The sequence below is a fragment of the Clostridium sp. MCC344 genome, assembly GCF_018785365.1.
GTDB lineage: Bacteria > Bacillota > Clostridia > Lachnospirales > Lachnospiraceae > Pilosibacter.
Map to the genome: position 1 here is coordinate 1 of NZ_WQPQ01000020.1, position 16510 is coordinate 16510.

The window sequence follows — 16510 nt, forward strand, 5'->3', positions numbered from 1 at the left end:
ACTTCTTAAACGGGAGTCCAAGGATTCCCCAGAAGCCCCCACTTCAAATTTCTTCAAAATTAAGTGGTGGGTAATTCACGGATTTAACATGATCGACGCATAGAAAATACCGTCTTTCCACGCAAAACGCGCATCCCCGTGATACCGCTCCGCGATCATGCGGATAGATTCCGTTCCGATTCCATAACCGGAGTGCTTGGTGGAGAGAAGCTTATCCCCGGACCAGTTCGGGCTTCCGGAGCTTGTATTGTCGGCGGTGATGGAAAGCATGGAGGAGCCGGTCTGGACCACATGGAGCCGGATGAAAGGCTGGATTTCCGCATCGATGCCTGCACACGCATCCACCGCATTCTCCAGCAGATTTCCGATCAGAACACAAAATTCCGTTTCCGGGATCACCGGCGGGTCATCCATCTGGATAGAGACCTGCATGGTGATCCCGTTTTTTTCTGCCTGTTCCGCGTAGAAGGAGAGGATCGCGTTGATGGCATAATTTTTACAGTAGGAGCGGATATCCTGAGGCTTGAACATCTTCTCATAGTCGCTCAGATAATCCTTCAGGGAAGCGAGATCCCCGCGGTCGGCACAATCCCTGATGACAGTCAGGTGCTGCCGGAAATCATGCCTTGCCCGGCGGTTATCCTGAATTCTGGCGGTGAGAAGATTGTACTGGTCCGACTGGATCTTTAGAAGCTTTTCCATCGTTTCGGATTTTGCGGCGGCTTCTGCCTGATCCTTAAAGAACTGGAGCAGCAGGATCCGTGTGTGGCTGGTGAGGAACATGCAGACCAGAAGAAGGATCCTCGCGATAAGATGCGCCTGATTGAAGCTTCCGTCCCGGATATTGCCGGTCAGGAGAAAAATGATCATGGTTGTGGAAAACGGCAGGAGCCAGGCGGTTCTCCAGATCGCAGGAGCCTGAATCGCAGAAAGACTGTCCATGATCTCGATCAGCCGCTTCACCATAAAACAGGCAGTGAGGAGTACGAGAATCAGTGTGATAATGCCGGACTGCCAGGTGTAGAATCCGCAGTTAAAAAACTTTTTGCAGATAAAAAAGGAGCAGGCGCGGATCACCATCAGGTAGTCCAGAACAAAGGTGTACTGGAATGTGATGATGCCGATATTCGTCTGAACCAGATAGTAGAGGAAGGCTCCAAAAATGGGGATCGCCAGATACTGTACATATACGGCGGGAAACCCCAGATAGACCAGTATCGCGAAGATCGCCAGATAAACAGTCTCCGCCACAACGGAGATCAGGATCGCTCTTTTTCCGGAGCAGCGAAGGTACGCATGAAGGGGCAGGTACGCGAACATATGGAACGGGTAGGTGCTGCAAAATTCATTAAAAAGAAGTTCTGTCATAGTGACCTCCCCGGACTATGGAATAGGAATATTCGAGAAACTGTTCCCGGACTTCCTTATATTTTAAACGGCTGATCGGGATCTGGACTCCGCTCTTTAGAAGAAAACGATCTTCCAGGAGCTTTTCCACATCTTCAAAGTTTACGAGGATCCCCTTGATGCAGTCAGAAAACCATGGGTACTGGAGCAGGAGTGCGGAGAAGTCTTTCTGACTCATGGAGACTGCCAGTTCCTGCCCATCTTTAAAATGCACAAGGACCTGTCGTCTTACATATTCGGTGTAAGAGATCTCATGGACCAGAAGCTGTGTCCTTCCGCAGGCAGTTGCAACCTCCACGGATCTGGACTGTTCCGCAGCCTGAAGTCCGCACCGGTCGAGGGCAGAAAAAACACCGTCCTTCCCGATCGGCTTCAGGAGATAAAAGGACGCGTTCACATTGTAGCTTTCCACGGCAAACTCCGGAGAGGTGGTGATAAAGATGATCCTGCAGTCATGATCCGTCTGCCGGATCCGTTTTGCAGTCTCCATTCCGGTGATCCCGTCCATGTAGATGTCGAGAAAAATAAGGTGATATTTTCCGGCTGTAAAAGTGTCTAAGAAGGCCTCCCCACTGGAAAAAAGATCCATGGTCCGGCACTGGAGCCGATGCTGTTCCATATATGTATCAATCAATCCGACAAGCCGGTCGGAATCTGTTTTTAAATCATCAATGATCGCAATGTTCATATTCTGCCGCACCTCCGATGTAATAAGCTAAAGTTATTTTACCATGTTTTTGGCTAAAAGTGTGGAAGAATGTAAAAAATCATGGCAAGCCTTTTATGGTTAAAAAAATATCAATCTTTTGCATCTTGTGTCGAAAAATGACATCTTGTGCAGGAAATCTTGACGATAAAACGAGAATGGGAGAAAATTTGAGAAAAGCTGGATCAATCTGTGCAATGGAAAGAAAATATCGATAAAGGGAGGACAGGCATATGAGAAAACGTCAGGAGATAAGGCGGATCGCAGCGTCAATTATGGCAGCGGTAATGATGGTGACCGCAGTGCCGTTTGGCGGAGCAGCATATGGAAATGAGGTACCAGGGGGGGGTATAGTAAACACTGAAGATACAGAGACGCTTACGGCGTCGGACTCGAATGGTGAATATAAGAAAATTTCGGATTCCAATGCGGAAAAGTCAACGGTTCCGGAGACAGTGCCGGAGGAGCGGATTGCGCTGCTCAGCAGCGGTACGATTTCAGGAAGTGGATTGACAGAGGATGATCCTCTCATAATTACCAGTGCAACAGAATGGCGCGAAGTAATGACATATGTGTCCGGGAGAGGAACATATAATCAGTATGGACGGCTGTTGAAGCATATCGCGTTAGGGGAAGATATATCTCTTAATAACGAAACGTGGTATGGAGTTAATTTGAATGGAAAAACCTTTGATGGACGTGGACATACGATTAGCGGAATCAAACAGCCTCTTTTTGGAACCGCAGATGGAACAGTAAAAAACCTGGTCGTTTCAGATGCTGCGATTAAGGAAACAAGCACTGGAACACCAGTTGGAGCAATTGCCGGTAGAACAAATAGAACTCTTGTTATACAAAACTGCTATGTAAACGGAAAACTGTCAAATGTAAATGATGCTGTTGGTGGTCTTGTTGGAGAGGTCTCTGGCGGAACAATCAGTGTTGAAGTTCAAAATTGTGTTGTTGACGCGGAAATTGTAAATAGTGGTGATAGTATTAATAGTATTAATAAATCGTTGGCTGGAGGACTGATTGGACATATTCCGCAGTTTGGTACTGAAATTACGATTGAAAAATGTATTACGCTTGGAACTGTCGAAACAAATAAAGGACGCGGAGCTGGCGGTTTAGTAGGCGGACAAAATAAGACTGTCACGATCAATCAGTGTGCAGCATTGCAGAAACGGATATCAACAAATGCCGGGGCATACTATGCTGGACAGCTATATGGATATTATGACAGTACAATTAATGGCTCATATAACTACGTATATGCGGGTATGGACGGTGCTTTCAATAATAATGCAGCAGCAAATGGAAGTGGCGTGACGAAGGATGAGTATCTGAGTGCTGAGTTCTGGAACGGCACGATTGGGTGGGCAGACGATGCAAGCTGGGTCATCGAGGATACACAGCTCCCAATTTTGAAAACATCAGGACTTTATCCGGCGAAGCAGTTAACAGATGGAAAACTGCCGGTATACCTTGGAGGAGCTAAAATACAGCTTTCAAATCCGGCAAATGTAAGATGGGCTGGAAACGGAAAAGCCGTCTGGGATGCGGTAGAAAATGCGGATGGCTATCAGGTACAGCTGTATAAAAATTCTGTGGAATTTGGACCCGCGGAAACGGTTTCCGGACAGACAAGCTATGACTTTACTTCTAAGATCAAAGAGACAGGACTCTATACGTTTAAAGTAAAAGCTATTGGAAATGAAAACTATGAGACCAGCGATGAAGAGGAAAGTGCAGCATATAACTTTACCGCTCAGAGTCTTGCAGATGCGAAAACAGCAGCAGAAAATGTGCTGAATGAAATGAGTGTAACGAACGGAACGACGGCTGATGAAATCTTTCAAGCAGTTGAGCATGTAATTACGAATGACAGTATCTCGGCTGTCTGGTCGGATGAAAACGGTTTTAGGCTCACAAAAGCGACGGACGGTACCGAGACAGGTGTTAACGGTGAAATTAAGGGAACGATCATTTTGACGCTGCGGAAAGCCGGAGAGGTAGCCCAGACCGAGAAAATTATCGTCAATCTCACGATTCTGCCGAAATTCAAGGTAACATTCGAGTCCGGAAACGAGGCAGCCTTTGGAACAGTTCCGAAATGGGAAAATGCGACGGAAGGAACTACGGTTACACTTCCAGAGAATCCGTTTACTGTGTATGGAAAGAAATTTAGTGGTTGGAACGATGGCAGCGGAATCATAAATGGAACAGAATATCAGATGCCGCGCCGCAATGTCACATTCACAGCAATGTGGGAGGATGATGTATGGGATGGTAGTGAAAAGAGAGAGCCTAAGAGAGATACGACTGGATACTATCTGATTGGTTCTGGTGCTGAGTTTGCCTATTTCCAAGATAAAGACCTTGGAAAAGCAAAATTGATGTGCGATATAAACCTTGGTGGTTATCCTTTCAAGGCAATAGAAAAAGTGTCAGAATTTGACGGTTGCGGTCATTCCATTAAGGGACTTAATATTGTCAGTGGAAGTTTAATTTATACAGGTTTATTCCAAATATTGACGAACGATAATATAAGCATCAGGAACCTGAATATTGAAAATGCAAAAATCACATATACTCGTGACACGGCTTCCCCGGATATCGGAATTCTGGTGGGAAAAGTACATTCCGGAAAGCTCTCGATTGAGAATTGCTTTGTGAGTGGTGTAATTGAAGCAGGAGAAAAATATAAAACGGATGCAGGCGGTCTTATCGGGTATGTCACAGATGGATCAAATGTAACGATCCGTTCTTCCTATGCAAATGCCAGAATACAGAACGCCGGAAGTGATTCATGTGTGGGTGGATTTGTTGGACTGGCGGGAGGAACCGGAATTGTAACGATTGAGAACTGCTATGCGATTCCCGATATTCGAACAGGAGAACATATAGGAGGATTTGTTGGAGCAGGAAATGGCACAGTCATCAGCAACAGCTATGCGGCAGGGGAGAGCCTTCCGACGGGAATTGTTGTAGGTTACACAAGTGGTCTTGCCGAAATGGGAACGATCCAAAACAGCGTCAGCATTTTCCCTGAAATGACATCCGTAAACAGAATCAGCAAGGGCGGAACACTTTCTGGAAACTATGGATTTGTGGGAACGACAGCGAGTGATAAATCCGGAAACATTCTGACACCAAAGCCAGAAAATGTTGGTAAGGATCAGCCATACGGAGCAGATGTATCGGAGACTTGCCTGAAATCAGAGGAGTTCTATCAGGATACTCTTGGCTGGGACTTTAGAGACGTGTGGACCATGCCGTCTGCAGAGAGTGGTTACATGTTCCCTGTATTAAAAGAACAGAAAGAATCCATGATTCCAACCCTCTCTCTGGACATGGATCCGGCGGTTATCAGTGTCAGTCTGGATCAGCAGCAGGTGACTCTCTATCCGAGGGGAAGTCTGAAGCTTACAGCGAGGGTTCACAGTAAGAATGGCGCATCAAGAGATGTAAAATGGGTCAGCAGTAATCCGGCAGCCGTTCATGTGACAGATGATGGAACGGTGGCCGTCCACAAAGATGCAGCGGCTGGTACCTACAAAGTTACTGCAGTCAGCCAGTTTGACGAAAGCAAACAGGCGGACAGCGAGATTACTGTAGATAATCGTGAGCACACGGTCAGCATTACCCGTGAGGATACTAAAAACTCTCCAAATGCCGAGATCGGAGTATATTGGAGCAGAGAGGACGCAGAAGGTGCATCGAATACGTCTCCGGTGGCATCAGGCAAAGGAACAGCAGATTCCCCGATCACATTCCAGGCCAAGGCTGGTTCTGAGATATATCTGAAATTTAAGGACCTTGCTGAGAAAGATGTAGTAAACAAAATAGCGGTAACAGATAAAGATGGAAAAACATTTGAAGCAAAGTTGTGCAGCATAGATCCGTTTATCGGACATTTCACGATGCCGTGTGGTGATGCCAAAATTGAAGTAAAATACGCAACAGATATTACATATTACCAGTACACCTGGTTTGTCGGACAGGACTGGGGTACATGGGGAACGACAGCGACCTACACGACTACAAGCTGGGGAAACAGTGATAAGGTCGGATCTCTTAAAATTACAAATATCATCAATGGTAAACTGTTTGATGATTTTGTTATCAAGGGAATATCCAGATATAAGGGAGCCCCGATCGATCCGAAGAGAGTATCTGATAAAGCTTCTCTCACACAAAATGGAACGTACTATGTGGATCATTCAACAGATTATCCAACCCTGTACGTATATCTTGACGGACCTGGAATGATCTCCGTAAATATTGAGGTGAAGGATGATAAGAACGCGTCATATAACATTGTACGGAAATCAGGAAACAGCAGCTACTATACTTTGGATAAACCAACAGCCAAAGCTGGCGAAACGATCACAGCGACGTTGACACCAGCTGGCGTTCAGTGGCTGAAAGACAATCCGACGGAAAATGCGGTATTTACCTACGAAGGTGGTTTAAACGTTGTCCTGTTCCCGCCGAGATTTAAACAGCAGGCGGATGGAAGTTGGACTGCATCTCTCACAATGCCCGCATGTGACATTGTGACGAATGTGATCTTCGGGGCGAAGAAAAAAGCTAAAATCGAGGGGACAGACAAAGAATTTACCTATGATGGAAATCTGCACCGAATCGATGAGGACGTTCGGGCATCATGGGGCGAGTACGATATTTCTGAGGATCTGCGGAATCAGTATGAAGTGATATACAGCGGTATTAACGGAACCGATTATAACAGCAAAGTGGCACCGACAGACGCAGGAACTTACAAATGCAAGGTAAAGATCAGCGACGATAATACGGATTATGAGTGTGACCCGATCACGCTGACACTTACGATCAAAAAAGCAGCAATGAAAACACCGGATACTCCGACAGCTGCAGGAATTGGAGCCAATACAATCACTTTAAATCCGCCGACAACATTTACGGATGGAACTCAGATTCCAGAGTTATGCGGCTTTGAATATCGCCTTGGAGACGGGGAATGGCAGGATTCCGCAGTGTTTGCGGGACTGCTTCCGGACACAGACTATCATTTCTATGTGAGAGTGAAAGAAGGGCGGAATACAGAGGTATCAGAAGTGAGCGGAGCACTGGATGCGCGGACGAAGACGGCATCTGAGCCAGTCGATCCAGATAAGCCAAATCCGGATGATCCGAACCCAGATAAGCCGAATCCGGACGAGCCGAACCCGGACAACCCAACTCCATCAAAACCGGGAACCAGTTCCGGATCTTCCGATGATTCCGGCGATTCCAGAGAACCGGCATCAACGACCAGAAGCCATTCTGACGGAACCTGGAAAAAGGATCAGAATGGTTGGTGGTATGAGCTGCCGGGTGGCAGATATGTATCCGGTTCCTATGTGACGGATCCGATATCCGGCGTGCGGAGCGAACAGGTGGCATGGAGACGGATCGACGGCGCATGGTGGGCATTCGGTGGGGATGGTTACCTGAAGACCGGATGGATCTGGGATGCGGCAATCGGAAAATGGTATTACGTGGACGAAAAACGCGGAATGCTCACGGGCTGGTACCTGGACCCGCAGGACGGAAGATGGTATTATCTTGATCTTGCGACAGGAGAGATGCTGACTGGATGGCAGCTGATCCCTGGATGGGGCTATATGTACTTAAATCCATTCGCTGAGGCGCAGACCTGGTTTTACGATGAAGCTTCCGGAATGTGGATCTATGACACAGAAAACACCAGAAGACCTTACGGCTCGCTGTATATGAACGAAAAGACACCAGATGGATATTTCGTGGATGAGAATGGAGTCTGGAAGGAAAATTAAACATTTCGTGAGCTTTTTCAACAGATGAAATAAGAAAAGTGTCCCAGGGAGATGTCCCAGGGGCACTTTTTTCTTCCATTTTCCGCCAAATAATGATATGATGGATACCGGCAGCATAAAGCGCGAAGGAAAGATGCCGCTGTTTAGGCATTTTACAGCGGCGAAAAGACAGGAAATTGAATGCTGCATAGAAAGGTGAGCACGACAATGAATTTTATTGTACCAGCCGGTTATACTCCGGATATTGACTTAAAAGAGACCCAGATCGCCATCAAGGTCGTGAAGGATTTCTTCCAGAAGGAACTTACAAAACAGTTAAATCTGACCCGAGTTTCCGCTCCGTTATTTGTAACGCCGGAATCCGGATTAAATGATAACTTGAACGGTGTGGAGCGCCCGGTTGCCTTCGATATCAAGGAAGGCGGAAGAAAGGCAGAGATTGTCCACTCCCTGGCAAAATGGAAACGTTACGCGTTGAAACAGTACGGCTTCCAGCCGGGTGAAGGTTTATACACCGATATGAACGCCATCCGCCGCGATGAGGACACCGACAACATCCACTCCATCTATGTGGACCAGTGGGACTGGGAAAAGGTGATCACGAAGGAGGAGAGAACACGCGAGACACTGGAAGAGACTGTCCGTGCCGTATATAAGGCATTAAAGATCACAGAGGACTATATGGCATACGAGTACGACTATATCGGCCGTGTTCTCCCGGAGCACATCGAGTTTATCACATCCCAGGAGCTTGAGGACCTCTACCCGGATCTCACCCCGAAGCAGAGAGAGTATGAGATCGTGAAGCTTCACGGCGCTGTGTTTATCGAGCAGATCGGCGGAAAGTTAAAATCCGGAGAGCCCCACGATGGACGTGCTCCGGACTATGATGACTGGAAATTAAACGGCGATATTATCGTCTACTATCCGGTTCTCGACATTGCCCTTGAGTTAAGCTCCATGGGTATCCGCGTGGACGAGATCTCCCTGCACGAGCAGTTAAAGGCGGCAGGCTGTGAGGAGCGCGAGAAGCTTGCATTCCAGAAGGCATTGTTAAACGGAGAGCTTCCATACACCATCGGCGGAGGTATCGGACAGTCCCGTATCTGTATGTTCTTCTTAAGAAAAGCCCATATCGGTGAGATCCAGTCTTCCTTGTGGCCGGATGAGGTCCGTGAGGAGGCGAAGAAGGCGGGAATTCCGCTGCTGTAAGCAGCAGGCGGATGCGGATCTGCACAGACTTATTATGAGAACGACCCGGCGGCGCAAGCCTGACCGGTATTAAATATTCAGGAAAACAGTTACGGTCCACAAAGATGTGTGCGGTAACTTTTCCTGCTTATGGAGGTAAAAAAATGGCAAATGAACGTTTGAGGGAACTCAGGACCCTGATGAAAGTGAGACATGTGGACGCGTACTATGTTCCGTCTTCCGATTTCCACGATTCTGAGTATGTGGAGGACTATTTCAAATGCCGCGCATTCCTGTCCGGCTTCACAGGTTCCGCGGGGACCATGGTGATCACCCAGGCTTTTTCCGGCATGTGGACGGACGGAAGATATTTCGTTCAGGCAAAGAGAGAGCTGGAAGGTCAGGACACACGTCTGATGGCGATGGGAGAGGAAGGCGTTCCGACGATCGAGGAATACCTGACGGATCATATGCCGGAAGGCGGAGTTTTAGGCTTTGACGGCCGCGTGGTCAATGCAGCCCAGGGAAGAAAATTTGAGGCGATGATGGCGAAGAAACACGCGACTCTCTCCGTGGGGGATGACCTTGCCGGGGAAGTATGGGAAGAACGCCCGATCCTTCCGGCACCGGAAGTCTGGACTCTCGATGTGAAATATGCAGGTGAGACTGTGACGGGAAAACTGATCCGCCTCAGATCCGAGATGGATGAGAAGAATGCGTCCGTCCACATCTTATCAAGCCTTGACGATATCGCATGGCTCTTCAATATCCGCAAGAATTCGGATGACGGAAATGTGCTCGCACCGGCGTTTGCCCTGATTACGGAAGACGAGGCGAGACTCTTTATCGCCAGCCGTAAATTCTCTCCGGAGCTGCGCGCTTATTTTGAAAAGAATCATGTGACGATCGAAAAATACGACGCGATCTATGATGCGGTGGCGGAGTTAAAGAATGAGACGGTTCTCCTGGAACCGGAGAAGGTAAACTTTGCCCTCTATAAGAAGATCGACGCATCCAACCGCGTTGTGGAGGCCATGAACCCGACTTCCCTCATGAAGGCGGTGAAGAACCCGGTGGAGATGGAAAACCTCCGCAAGGCCCATTTAAAGGACGGCGTTGCCCTGACAAAATTCCTGTACTGGATGAAGAAAAACGCCGGAAAGGTCGCTCTCACGGAGACAGAAGCTGCAGAGCGTCTTGAGGATTACCGGAAAGCCCAGGAAGGTTATCTCGGACCGAGCTTCACGACGATCTCCGCATTCGGATCCAACGCCGCGATGTGCCATTACCACGCGACAAAGGAGCAGGAGAGCCCGGTCGGAACAGACGGATTCTATCTTGTTGACTCCGGCGGACAGTATTATGAGGGAACCACGGACGTGACGAGAACGATCGCGATCGGCCATGTCACGGACGAGATGAAGGTTCATTTCACGCTTGTCATGATGGGAATGCTGCGTCTGATGCATGCGAAATTCTTATATGGCTGCCGCGGACTCAATGTGGACTATCTGGCAAGAGGCCCGCTCTGGGAGCGCGGACTCGACTTCAACCATGGCACCGGTCACGGCGTCGGCTTCCTGTCTGCGGTTCATGAGCGCCCGAACGGCATCCGCTGGCGCATCGTTCCGGAGCGCCAGGACTCCTGCATCCTGGAAGAGGGAATGCTGACTTCGGACGAGCCGGGACTTTATATTGAGGGAAGCCACGGCATCCGTACCGAGAACCTGACGATGTGCAGAAAAGCGGAAAAGAACGAGTACGGCCAGTTCATGTGCTTTGAGAACATGACTTTCGCGCCGATCGATCTCGACGCGGTGGACATTTCCGTGATGGAGCCATCCGATGTGAGAAACTTAAATGAGTACCATAAAGCGGTCTACGAGAAACTTTCACCGTTTATGACGGCGGAGGAGAATGAGTGGTTAAAAGAGGCGACAAGACCGATCGGGGAGGATTATACATGGCGGATCTAGAGAAAAATATCCTTGTGGTGATCCCGGTAAATGAGGATCATAAAAAGTTCCTGGAAGAGAAAGCTGCATCTGGCAACAAAAACTGCTGCGTCCGCTATGTGAACGGCAGTGATGTCACGGTGGAGGATGTAAAAGAGGCAAACGTGATCATCGGAAATGTCGATCCGGCACTTGTAAAAGAGGCGAAAAATCTGGAACTGTTCCAGTTAAACTCTGCCGGTGCAGACCAGTACATCAAACCGGGGATCCTTCCGGAACAGGCGGTGCTCGCAAATGCGACGGGTGCTTACGGGCTTGCCGTATCGGAACATATGCTGGCGCTGACTTTTGATCTGATCCGCCGTTTTAACCAGTATCATGCGAACCAGGCAAAGCACATATGGCAGTCCATGGGAAATATCACCTCTGTGGAAGGTTCGACGATCCTGGTGCTCGGACTCGGAGATATCGGCGGGGATTACGCGAGAAAGTGCCATGCACTCGGCGCTCATGTGATCGGTGTCCGCCGCACGAACCGTAATAAACCGGATTATCTGGATGAGCAGCATACGATGGACGATCTGGACGAGCTTCTCGGAAGAGCAGATATCGTTGCGATGGTGCTTCCGGGCGGAGACGCTACAAACCACATCATGGACGAGAGAAGACTGCGCCTGATGAAAAAGGGCGCGTACCTGATCAACGTCGGACGCGGAAATGCCGTTGACCCGGAGGGACTTTACAAGGTCTTAAAAGAGGGACATCTCGGCGGCTGCGGACTCGATGTGACGGAGCCGGAACCGCTTCCGGCGGACAGTCCGCTCTGGGACCTCGGAAACCTCGTGATCACGCCTCATGTGGCCGGAAACTTCTTCCTTCCGGAGACATTTGAGCGGATCGTAAGGATCGCGGGAGAGAATCTCGCGGCGTGGGCGAACGGGACACCGTACCGGAATGTGGTGGATTTTGCGACTGGGTACCGGAAGTAGATCCGGAATAGTAAGACAGCCGCCTTTTTGCGCGCGTGAAGCGTGCAGGAGGGCGGCTGTTTTTCTATAGCAGTAAAAATTCTGGATAAAAAACACTGGCAGACCGGAACCGGACACTTGCGTGAAGATGAAGTTAGACCCGGGAGACAGTGGGGAGAGGACCGAATGTGTCTTGGAACATTCTCGCGCTGAGCGCGGTCGCCTGCGACGATCTTCATCTTCGCGCGAAAAAACAGGACAGCTGAAAAGCTGCCCTGCAAATATTTCTGAATCCTTATTAGAAGCTCGTCTCGTATTTTTTCTTCTTCTCCGCCTCCGGCGCATAAGCGATCGGATAGATGACGGATGCCATTAAGAGTGAACCGACGACATCGATGACGGAGTGCTGTTTTAAGAACATCGTTGCGAGGCAGATCAAAACCATCAGAACGCCGGATGCCCGGACGATCATCGGGTGTTTCTTTAATTCCTCGCTGTGGCAGATCGCGATGTGAACACCCACGGAGTTGTAAACGTGGATGCTCGGGAAAACGTTGATACATGGATCGATGCTCCAGAGTCTCGATACCAGATAACAGAAGATGTTCTTATCCGGATCGATCGCCGGACGGAAATCTGTTCCGTTCGGGAACAGGGTGCAGACGAGAAGACCGATCGTCATTCCTGTGAAGAGGAAAGTGCAGAGCCTGTAATAGTCATCGCGGTTTTTAAAGAAGAAAAACGCGATGGTCGCGGCAACGTACAAAAACCACATCAGGTAAGGGACGATAAAATATTCGTTGAACGGGATCAGATCGTCGAGCGCCGTGTGCATGACGTGGTAAGGCTTGTTCACATTTTCCTGGAGTCTTGAGAACCAGGGAAGATAGATGAATGCGTAGGATAACATCCATATATGTCCGTATTTTTTTATCAGCTTTTTCAAAGGATGACCTCCTTTATTTTCTGAATTTATGTTCTGTAACAATTTTGTCATATTTCCTTTATGTTGCCACATTATAGCACTTTGGTTTTGCGGTTTCAACCCCCATGAATAAATTTTTATCGAAACGTAAGAAAGGTGTTACTTTTTACGGGTAGGAATTTTCTGAACTGAAAATTCCGTACAATACCGTTGTGGTCGCAGATTTTGCCGATTCGGAATGCGAAGCATCGGCAAAATCCTGTTACAGTATGCGGGCATGGAGTGCCCGTGTACTGTAACAAAGGTGTCAGAAAGTGTTCCGCGGGCAGGAATTTCCTGGGCGGGGAATGTCCGGGGGTGCCGGAAGCTGCTTTGACATTGCTCCGTGTTTATGGTATGGTAAGAGAACATAGAATATTCGGATTTTCGGACCGGAAGGGAGGAAATTCATGGAAAATAGAGAGCTGGTCATGGAAGCATTGAAGGCCAGAAAACAGGCGTATTGCCCGTACTCCGGTTTTGCCGTCGGAGCGGCGCTCCTCTGCGCGGATGGCAGAGTATTTACCGGCTGCAATATTGAAAATGCGGCGTACCCGGCGACAAACTGTGCGGAGCGCACGGCGATTTTTAAGGCAGTCAGTGAAGGAAAAACAGAATTCCGGGCGATCGCCATCGTCGGAGGTCCAAAAGGAAAAGAACCGGAAAATTTCTGCGCGCCCTGCGGCGTCTGCCGCCAGGTGATGGCGGAATTCTGCGATCCGGAGACGTTCCGGATCATCCTCATGAATGGCGCGGGCGAGATCCGGGAATACCTTTTGAAGGAGCTTCTTCCGCTCGGATTTACAGGGAAAGCGCTGGAAATTTGAGCCGCCGGAAAAGAAGCGGAAAGGAACGATAAGAAAAATGACATACAGAGATGTTTTAAAGAGAGTGGACCATACATTATTAAAGCAGCCGTCCACCTGGGAACAGATCCGGGAGATTTGCGATGATGCGGTGAAATTCGGGACCGCGTCGGTCTGCATCCCGCCGTCTTTCGTAAAGCAGGCTTCGGAGTACCTCGGAGAGAAGATGCCGGTCTGTACCGTGATCGGATTTCCGAACGGGTACAACACGACGGCGGTCAAAGTGTTTGAGACGAAAGAGGCGTTGAAGGACGGAGCGGAGGAGATCGATATGGTGATCAATATCGGCTGGGTCAAAATGGGACAGTACGATAAGATCCTGGAAGAGATCAACTCCCTGAAAGAGGTCTGCGGCGATCATATCCTGAAAGTCATCATCGAGACATGTCTCCTCACAGAGGAGGAGAAGATAAAGATGTGTGAGACTGTATCAGCCTCAGACGCGGACTTTATCAAGACATCCACAGGATTTTCCGCCGCAGGGGCGACAAAGCCGGATGTGGCGCTCATGAAGGCCCACATGGCCGCAGAAAAGAAGATCAAGGCGGCCGGCGGTATCGCAGACTTTTGCGATGCGGCGGAGTTTGTCCGTCTGGGGGCTGACCGCCTCGGAACAAGCAGACTTGTAGAACAGGCAAAGAAAGGGGTAGATTTAGATGCCGAAATATAATCGGATCTTTACGATCGTAATTGATTCACTCGGAACCGGTGCAATGCCGGATTCTGAAAAATTTGGAGATGTGGGAGTGGACACTCTCGGACACATCGCGGAACATATGGAACATTTCAATATCCCGAATCTTCAGAAACTCGGGATCGCAAACTTAAGACCGTTAAAGGGCGTGGACCCGGTGGATGCGCCGATGGGACGGTTCACAAAATTCTCGGAGGCGAGCAACGGCAAAGATACGATGACCGGCCACTGGGAGATGATGGGGATCTACACGACGAAGCCTTTTAAGACGTTCACGGATCATGGATTCCCGAAAGAGCTGATCGAGGAGCTGGAAAAACGCACCGGACACAAGGTGATCGGAAACAAGAGCGCCAGCGGAACCGCGATCCTGGATGAGCTGGGAGAGGAGGAGATCGCTACCGGTCACATGATCGTGTATACATCTGCCGATTCCGTCCTTCAGATCTGCGGAAATGAGGAGACATTCGGGCTTGACGAGCTGTACCGCTGCTGCGAGATCGCCAGAGAGATCACGATGAAGGAAGAGTGGCGCGTGGGCCGCGTCATCGCGAGACCTTATGTCGGAAAGAAGAAAGGCGAATTTGTCCGCACCAGCAACCGCCACGATTATGCGTTAAAGCCGACCGGGACAACGGCGCTCGATATCTTAAAGGACAACGGATACGATGTGATCTCTGTCGGAAAGATCCGGGATATCTTCGACGCCCAGGGCATCACGGAGGCATTCCGATCCAAGAGCTCCGTCCATGGAATGGAACAGACGATTGAAATCTGCAAAGATAAGGATTTCAAGGGACTCTGCTTTGTGAATCTCGTGGATTTTGATGCCCTCTGGGGCCACAGGAGAAATCCGGTGGGTTATGGGGAAGAACTGGAGCGCTTTGATGTGAAGCTTGGCGAACTCCTTGAAAACCTCCGGGAAGGTGATCTTTTGATGATAACGGCGGATCACGGAAATGATCCGACTTACACGGGAACAGACCATACGAGAGAAAAAGTTCCATTTATTGCCTATTCCCCATCTATGAAAGAGAAGGGAATGTTTGAGGAACGGAAGACCTTCGGTGTCATCGGCGCGACAGTGCTCGATAACTTCGGACTGAAGAAAGCGGAGAATATGATCGGGGAGTCGATCTTAAAAGAATTAGAATGATCGGGACCTGACTGAGATCTGCGTGGGACTGCTGGTTTCGCGAAACAGGTAAAATAGAATAAAAAAGGAAGATCCGCATCTCTGATATCTGGGAAATGTGGATCTTCCTTTTATGTTCAGGCAGAAGTGCAAAACTTATTCTGCGCCGAGTTTCGTTTTTACATCTTCGATCGACATGTTTTTCTCTTTCACGATCGCGTATAATTCAGCCATCTCTTTAGCTTCGATCTGTTTTTCGATGTCCTTTTTCTGCATTTTTAATGTTTTTAATTTCTGCTCTGTCTCTTCAATGGAAGTGAGGACCTCGTTTAAAAGATCCTGCGGAGCAACTTCGACTTTCTTTCTTCCTCTTGGCATAATGATAATCCCTCCTGTGCAGGTTTCATAATATTGGAATCCATAAACTGGTTCCCTATACGTTATACTATATAACAAGATGTATCGGGAATGCAAGAGAAAAAAAGAAGATGTCAGTCTTTTTTAAAAATCGTGTAGTATAGAAAAGGAAAAATATCATCACAAAAAATTTAAAAAAACTGTTGACAATTCCGAAAAAATAGGTTAAACTGTACAAGCAATCGCGCTTGACGGAAACGTCAGTCGGAAGTAATGGGGTCTTAGCTCAGCTGGGAGAGCATCTGCCTTACAAGCAGAGGGTCATAGGTTCGAGCCCTATAGGCCCCATTCATATGAAAATACATATGTTATGGCGGAATAGCTCAGTTGGCTAGAGCACACGGTTCATACCCGTGGTGTCGAGAGTTCAAATCTCCCTTCCGCTACT

At 48.7% G+C, this 16510-nt stretch carries 11 protein-coding genes and 2 tRNA genes; 9 read left to right on the forward strand and 4 right to left on the reverse strand.

Translation table 11 applies throughout. The features are described from left to right. Window positions 1-75: 75 nt before the first annotated feature. Together GPK90_RS04440 and GPK90_RS04445 are read right to left on the reverse strand one after the other, a co-directional pair. Entirely contained in the window at window positions 76-1368 is a 1293-nt protein-coding gene (locus GPK90_RS04440) for a GHKL domain-containing protein (protein WP_215702250.1), read from the reverse strand. Continuing rightward, entirely contained in the window at window positions 1349-2095 is a 747-nt protein-coding gene (locus tag GPK90_RS04445) for a LytR/AlgR family response regulator transcription factor (protein ID WP_215702251.1), read from the reverse strand. Before GPK90_RS04445 ends, GPK90_RS04440 begins: the two co-directional genes overlap by 20 nt. A gap of 251 nt (window positions 2096-2346) precedes the next feature. Here GPK90_RS04445 and GPK90_RS04450 point away from each other — a divergent pair, with 251 nt between their 5' ends. The 4 genes from GPK90_RS04450 to GPK90_RS04465 all read left to right on the forward strand — a co-directional run bounded on the left by GPK90_RS04450 (window position 2347) and on the right by GPK90_RS04465 (window position 12067). Continuing rightward, the gene (locus tag GPK90_RS04450; RefSeq protein WP_215702252.1) at window positions 2347-7932 is read left to right on the forward strand and encodes an Ig-like domain-containing protein; all 5586 of its coding nucleotides are present in this window, start codon (window positions 2347-2349) and stop codon (window positions 7930-7932) included. A 207-nt stretch (window positions 7933-8139) separates the two neighbouring features. Continuing rightward, the gene (asnA, locus tag GPK90_RS04455) at window positions 8140-9144 is read left to right on the forward strand and encodes an aspartate--ammonia ligase (protein ID WP_118533574.1); all 1005 of its coding nucleotides are present in this window, start codon (window positions 8140-8142) and stop codon (window positions 9142-9144) included. Window positions 9145-9287: 143 nt separating this feature from the next. After that, complete coding sequence (locus tag GPK90_RS04460) at window positions 9288-11099, forward strand: aminopeptidase P family protein (RefSeq protein WP_215702253.1); 1812 nt, start codon at window positions 9288-9290, stop codon at window positions 11097-11099. Continuing rightward, window positions 11087-12067 (forward strand): D-2-hydroxyacid dehydrogenase, encoded by a 981-nt coding sequence (locus tag GPK90_RS04465; protein WP_118533562.1) that lies wholly within the window; start codon window positions 11087-11089, stop codon window positions 12065-12067. Before GPK90_RS04460 ends, GPK90_RS04465 begins: the two co-directional genes overlap by 13 nt. A gap of 277 nt (window positions 12068-12344) precedes the next feature. Here GPK90_RS04465 and GPK90_RS04470 read toward each other — a convergent pair whose 3' ends face one another. Continuing rightward, window positions 12345-12992, reverse strand: coding sequence for a phosphatase PAP2 family protein (locus GPK90_RS04470; RefSeq protein WP_346011209.1), 648 nt, complete (start codon window positions 12990-12992; stop codon window positions 12345-12347). Window positions 12993-13420: 428 nt separating this feature from the next. Here GPK90_RS04470 and cdd point away from each other — a divergent pair, with 428 nt between their 5' ends. The 3 genes from cdd to GPK90_RS04485 are packed head-to-tail and all read left to right on the forward strand — an operon-like array spanning window position 13421 to window position 15726. After that, window positions 13421-13837, forward strand: coding sequence for a cytidine deaminase (gene cdd, locus GPK90_RS04475; protein WP_215702255.1), 417 nt, complete (start codon window positions 13421-13423; stop codon window positions 13835-13837). 37 nt (window positions 13838-13874) lie between these two features. Next, the gene (gene deoC, locus GPK90_RS04480; protein ID WP_118533558.1) at window positions 13875-14546 is read left to right on the forward strand and encodes a deoxyribose-phosphate aldolase; all 672 of its coding nucleotides are present in this window, start codon (window positions 13875-13877) and stop codon (window positions 14544-14546) included. Beyond that, a complete protein-coding gene (locus tag GPK90_RS04485; RefSeq protein ID WP_215702256.1) occupies window positions 14533-15726 on the forward strand; it encodes a phosphopentomutase in 1194 nt (397 codons plus the stop codon). The genes deoC and GPK90_RS04485 overlap by 14 nt, the downstream gene beginning before the upstream one ends. A 135-nt stretch (window positions 15727-15861) precedes the next feature. Here GPK90_RS04485 and GPK90_RS04490 read toward each other — a convergent pair whose 3' ends face one another. After that, window positions 15862-16083, reverse strand: a complete 222-nt coding sequence (locus GPK90_RS04490; protein ID WP_118533554.1) for a hypothetical protein — start codon at window positions 16081-16083, stop codon at window positions 15862-15864. A gap of 254 nt (window positions 16084-16337) precedes the next feature. Here GPK90_RS04490 and GPK90_RS04495 point away from each other — a divergent pair. Both GPK90_RS04495 and GPK90_RS04500 read left to right on the forward strand, forming a co-directional pair. After that, window positions 16338-16410 (forward strand) — tRNA-Val (locus tag GPK90_RS04495). 24 nt (window positions 16411-16434) lie between these two features. Continuing rightward, window positions 16435-16508, forward strand: a tRNA-Met gene (locus GPK90_RS04500). Window positions 16509-16510: the final 2 nt, after the last annotated feature.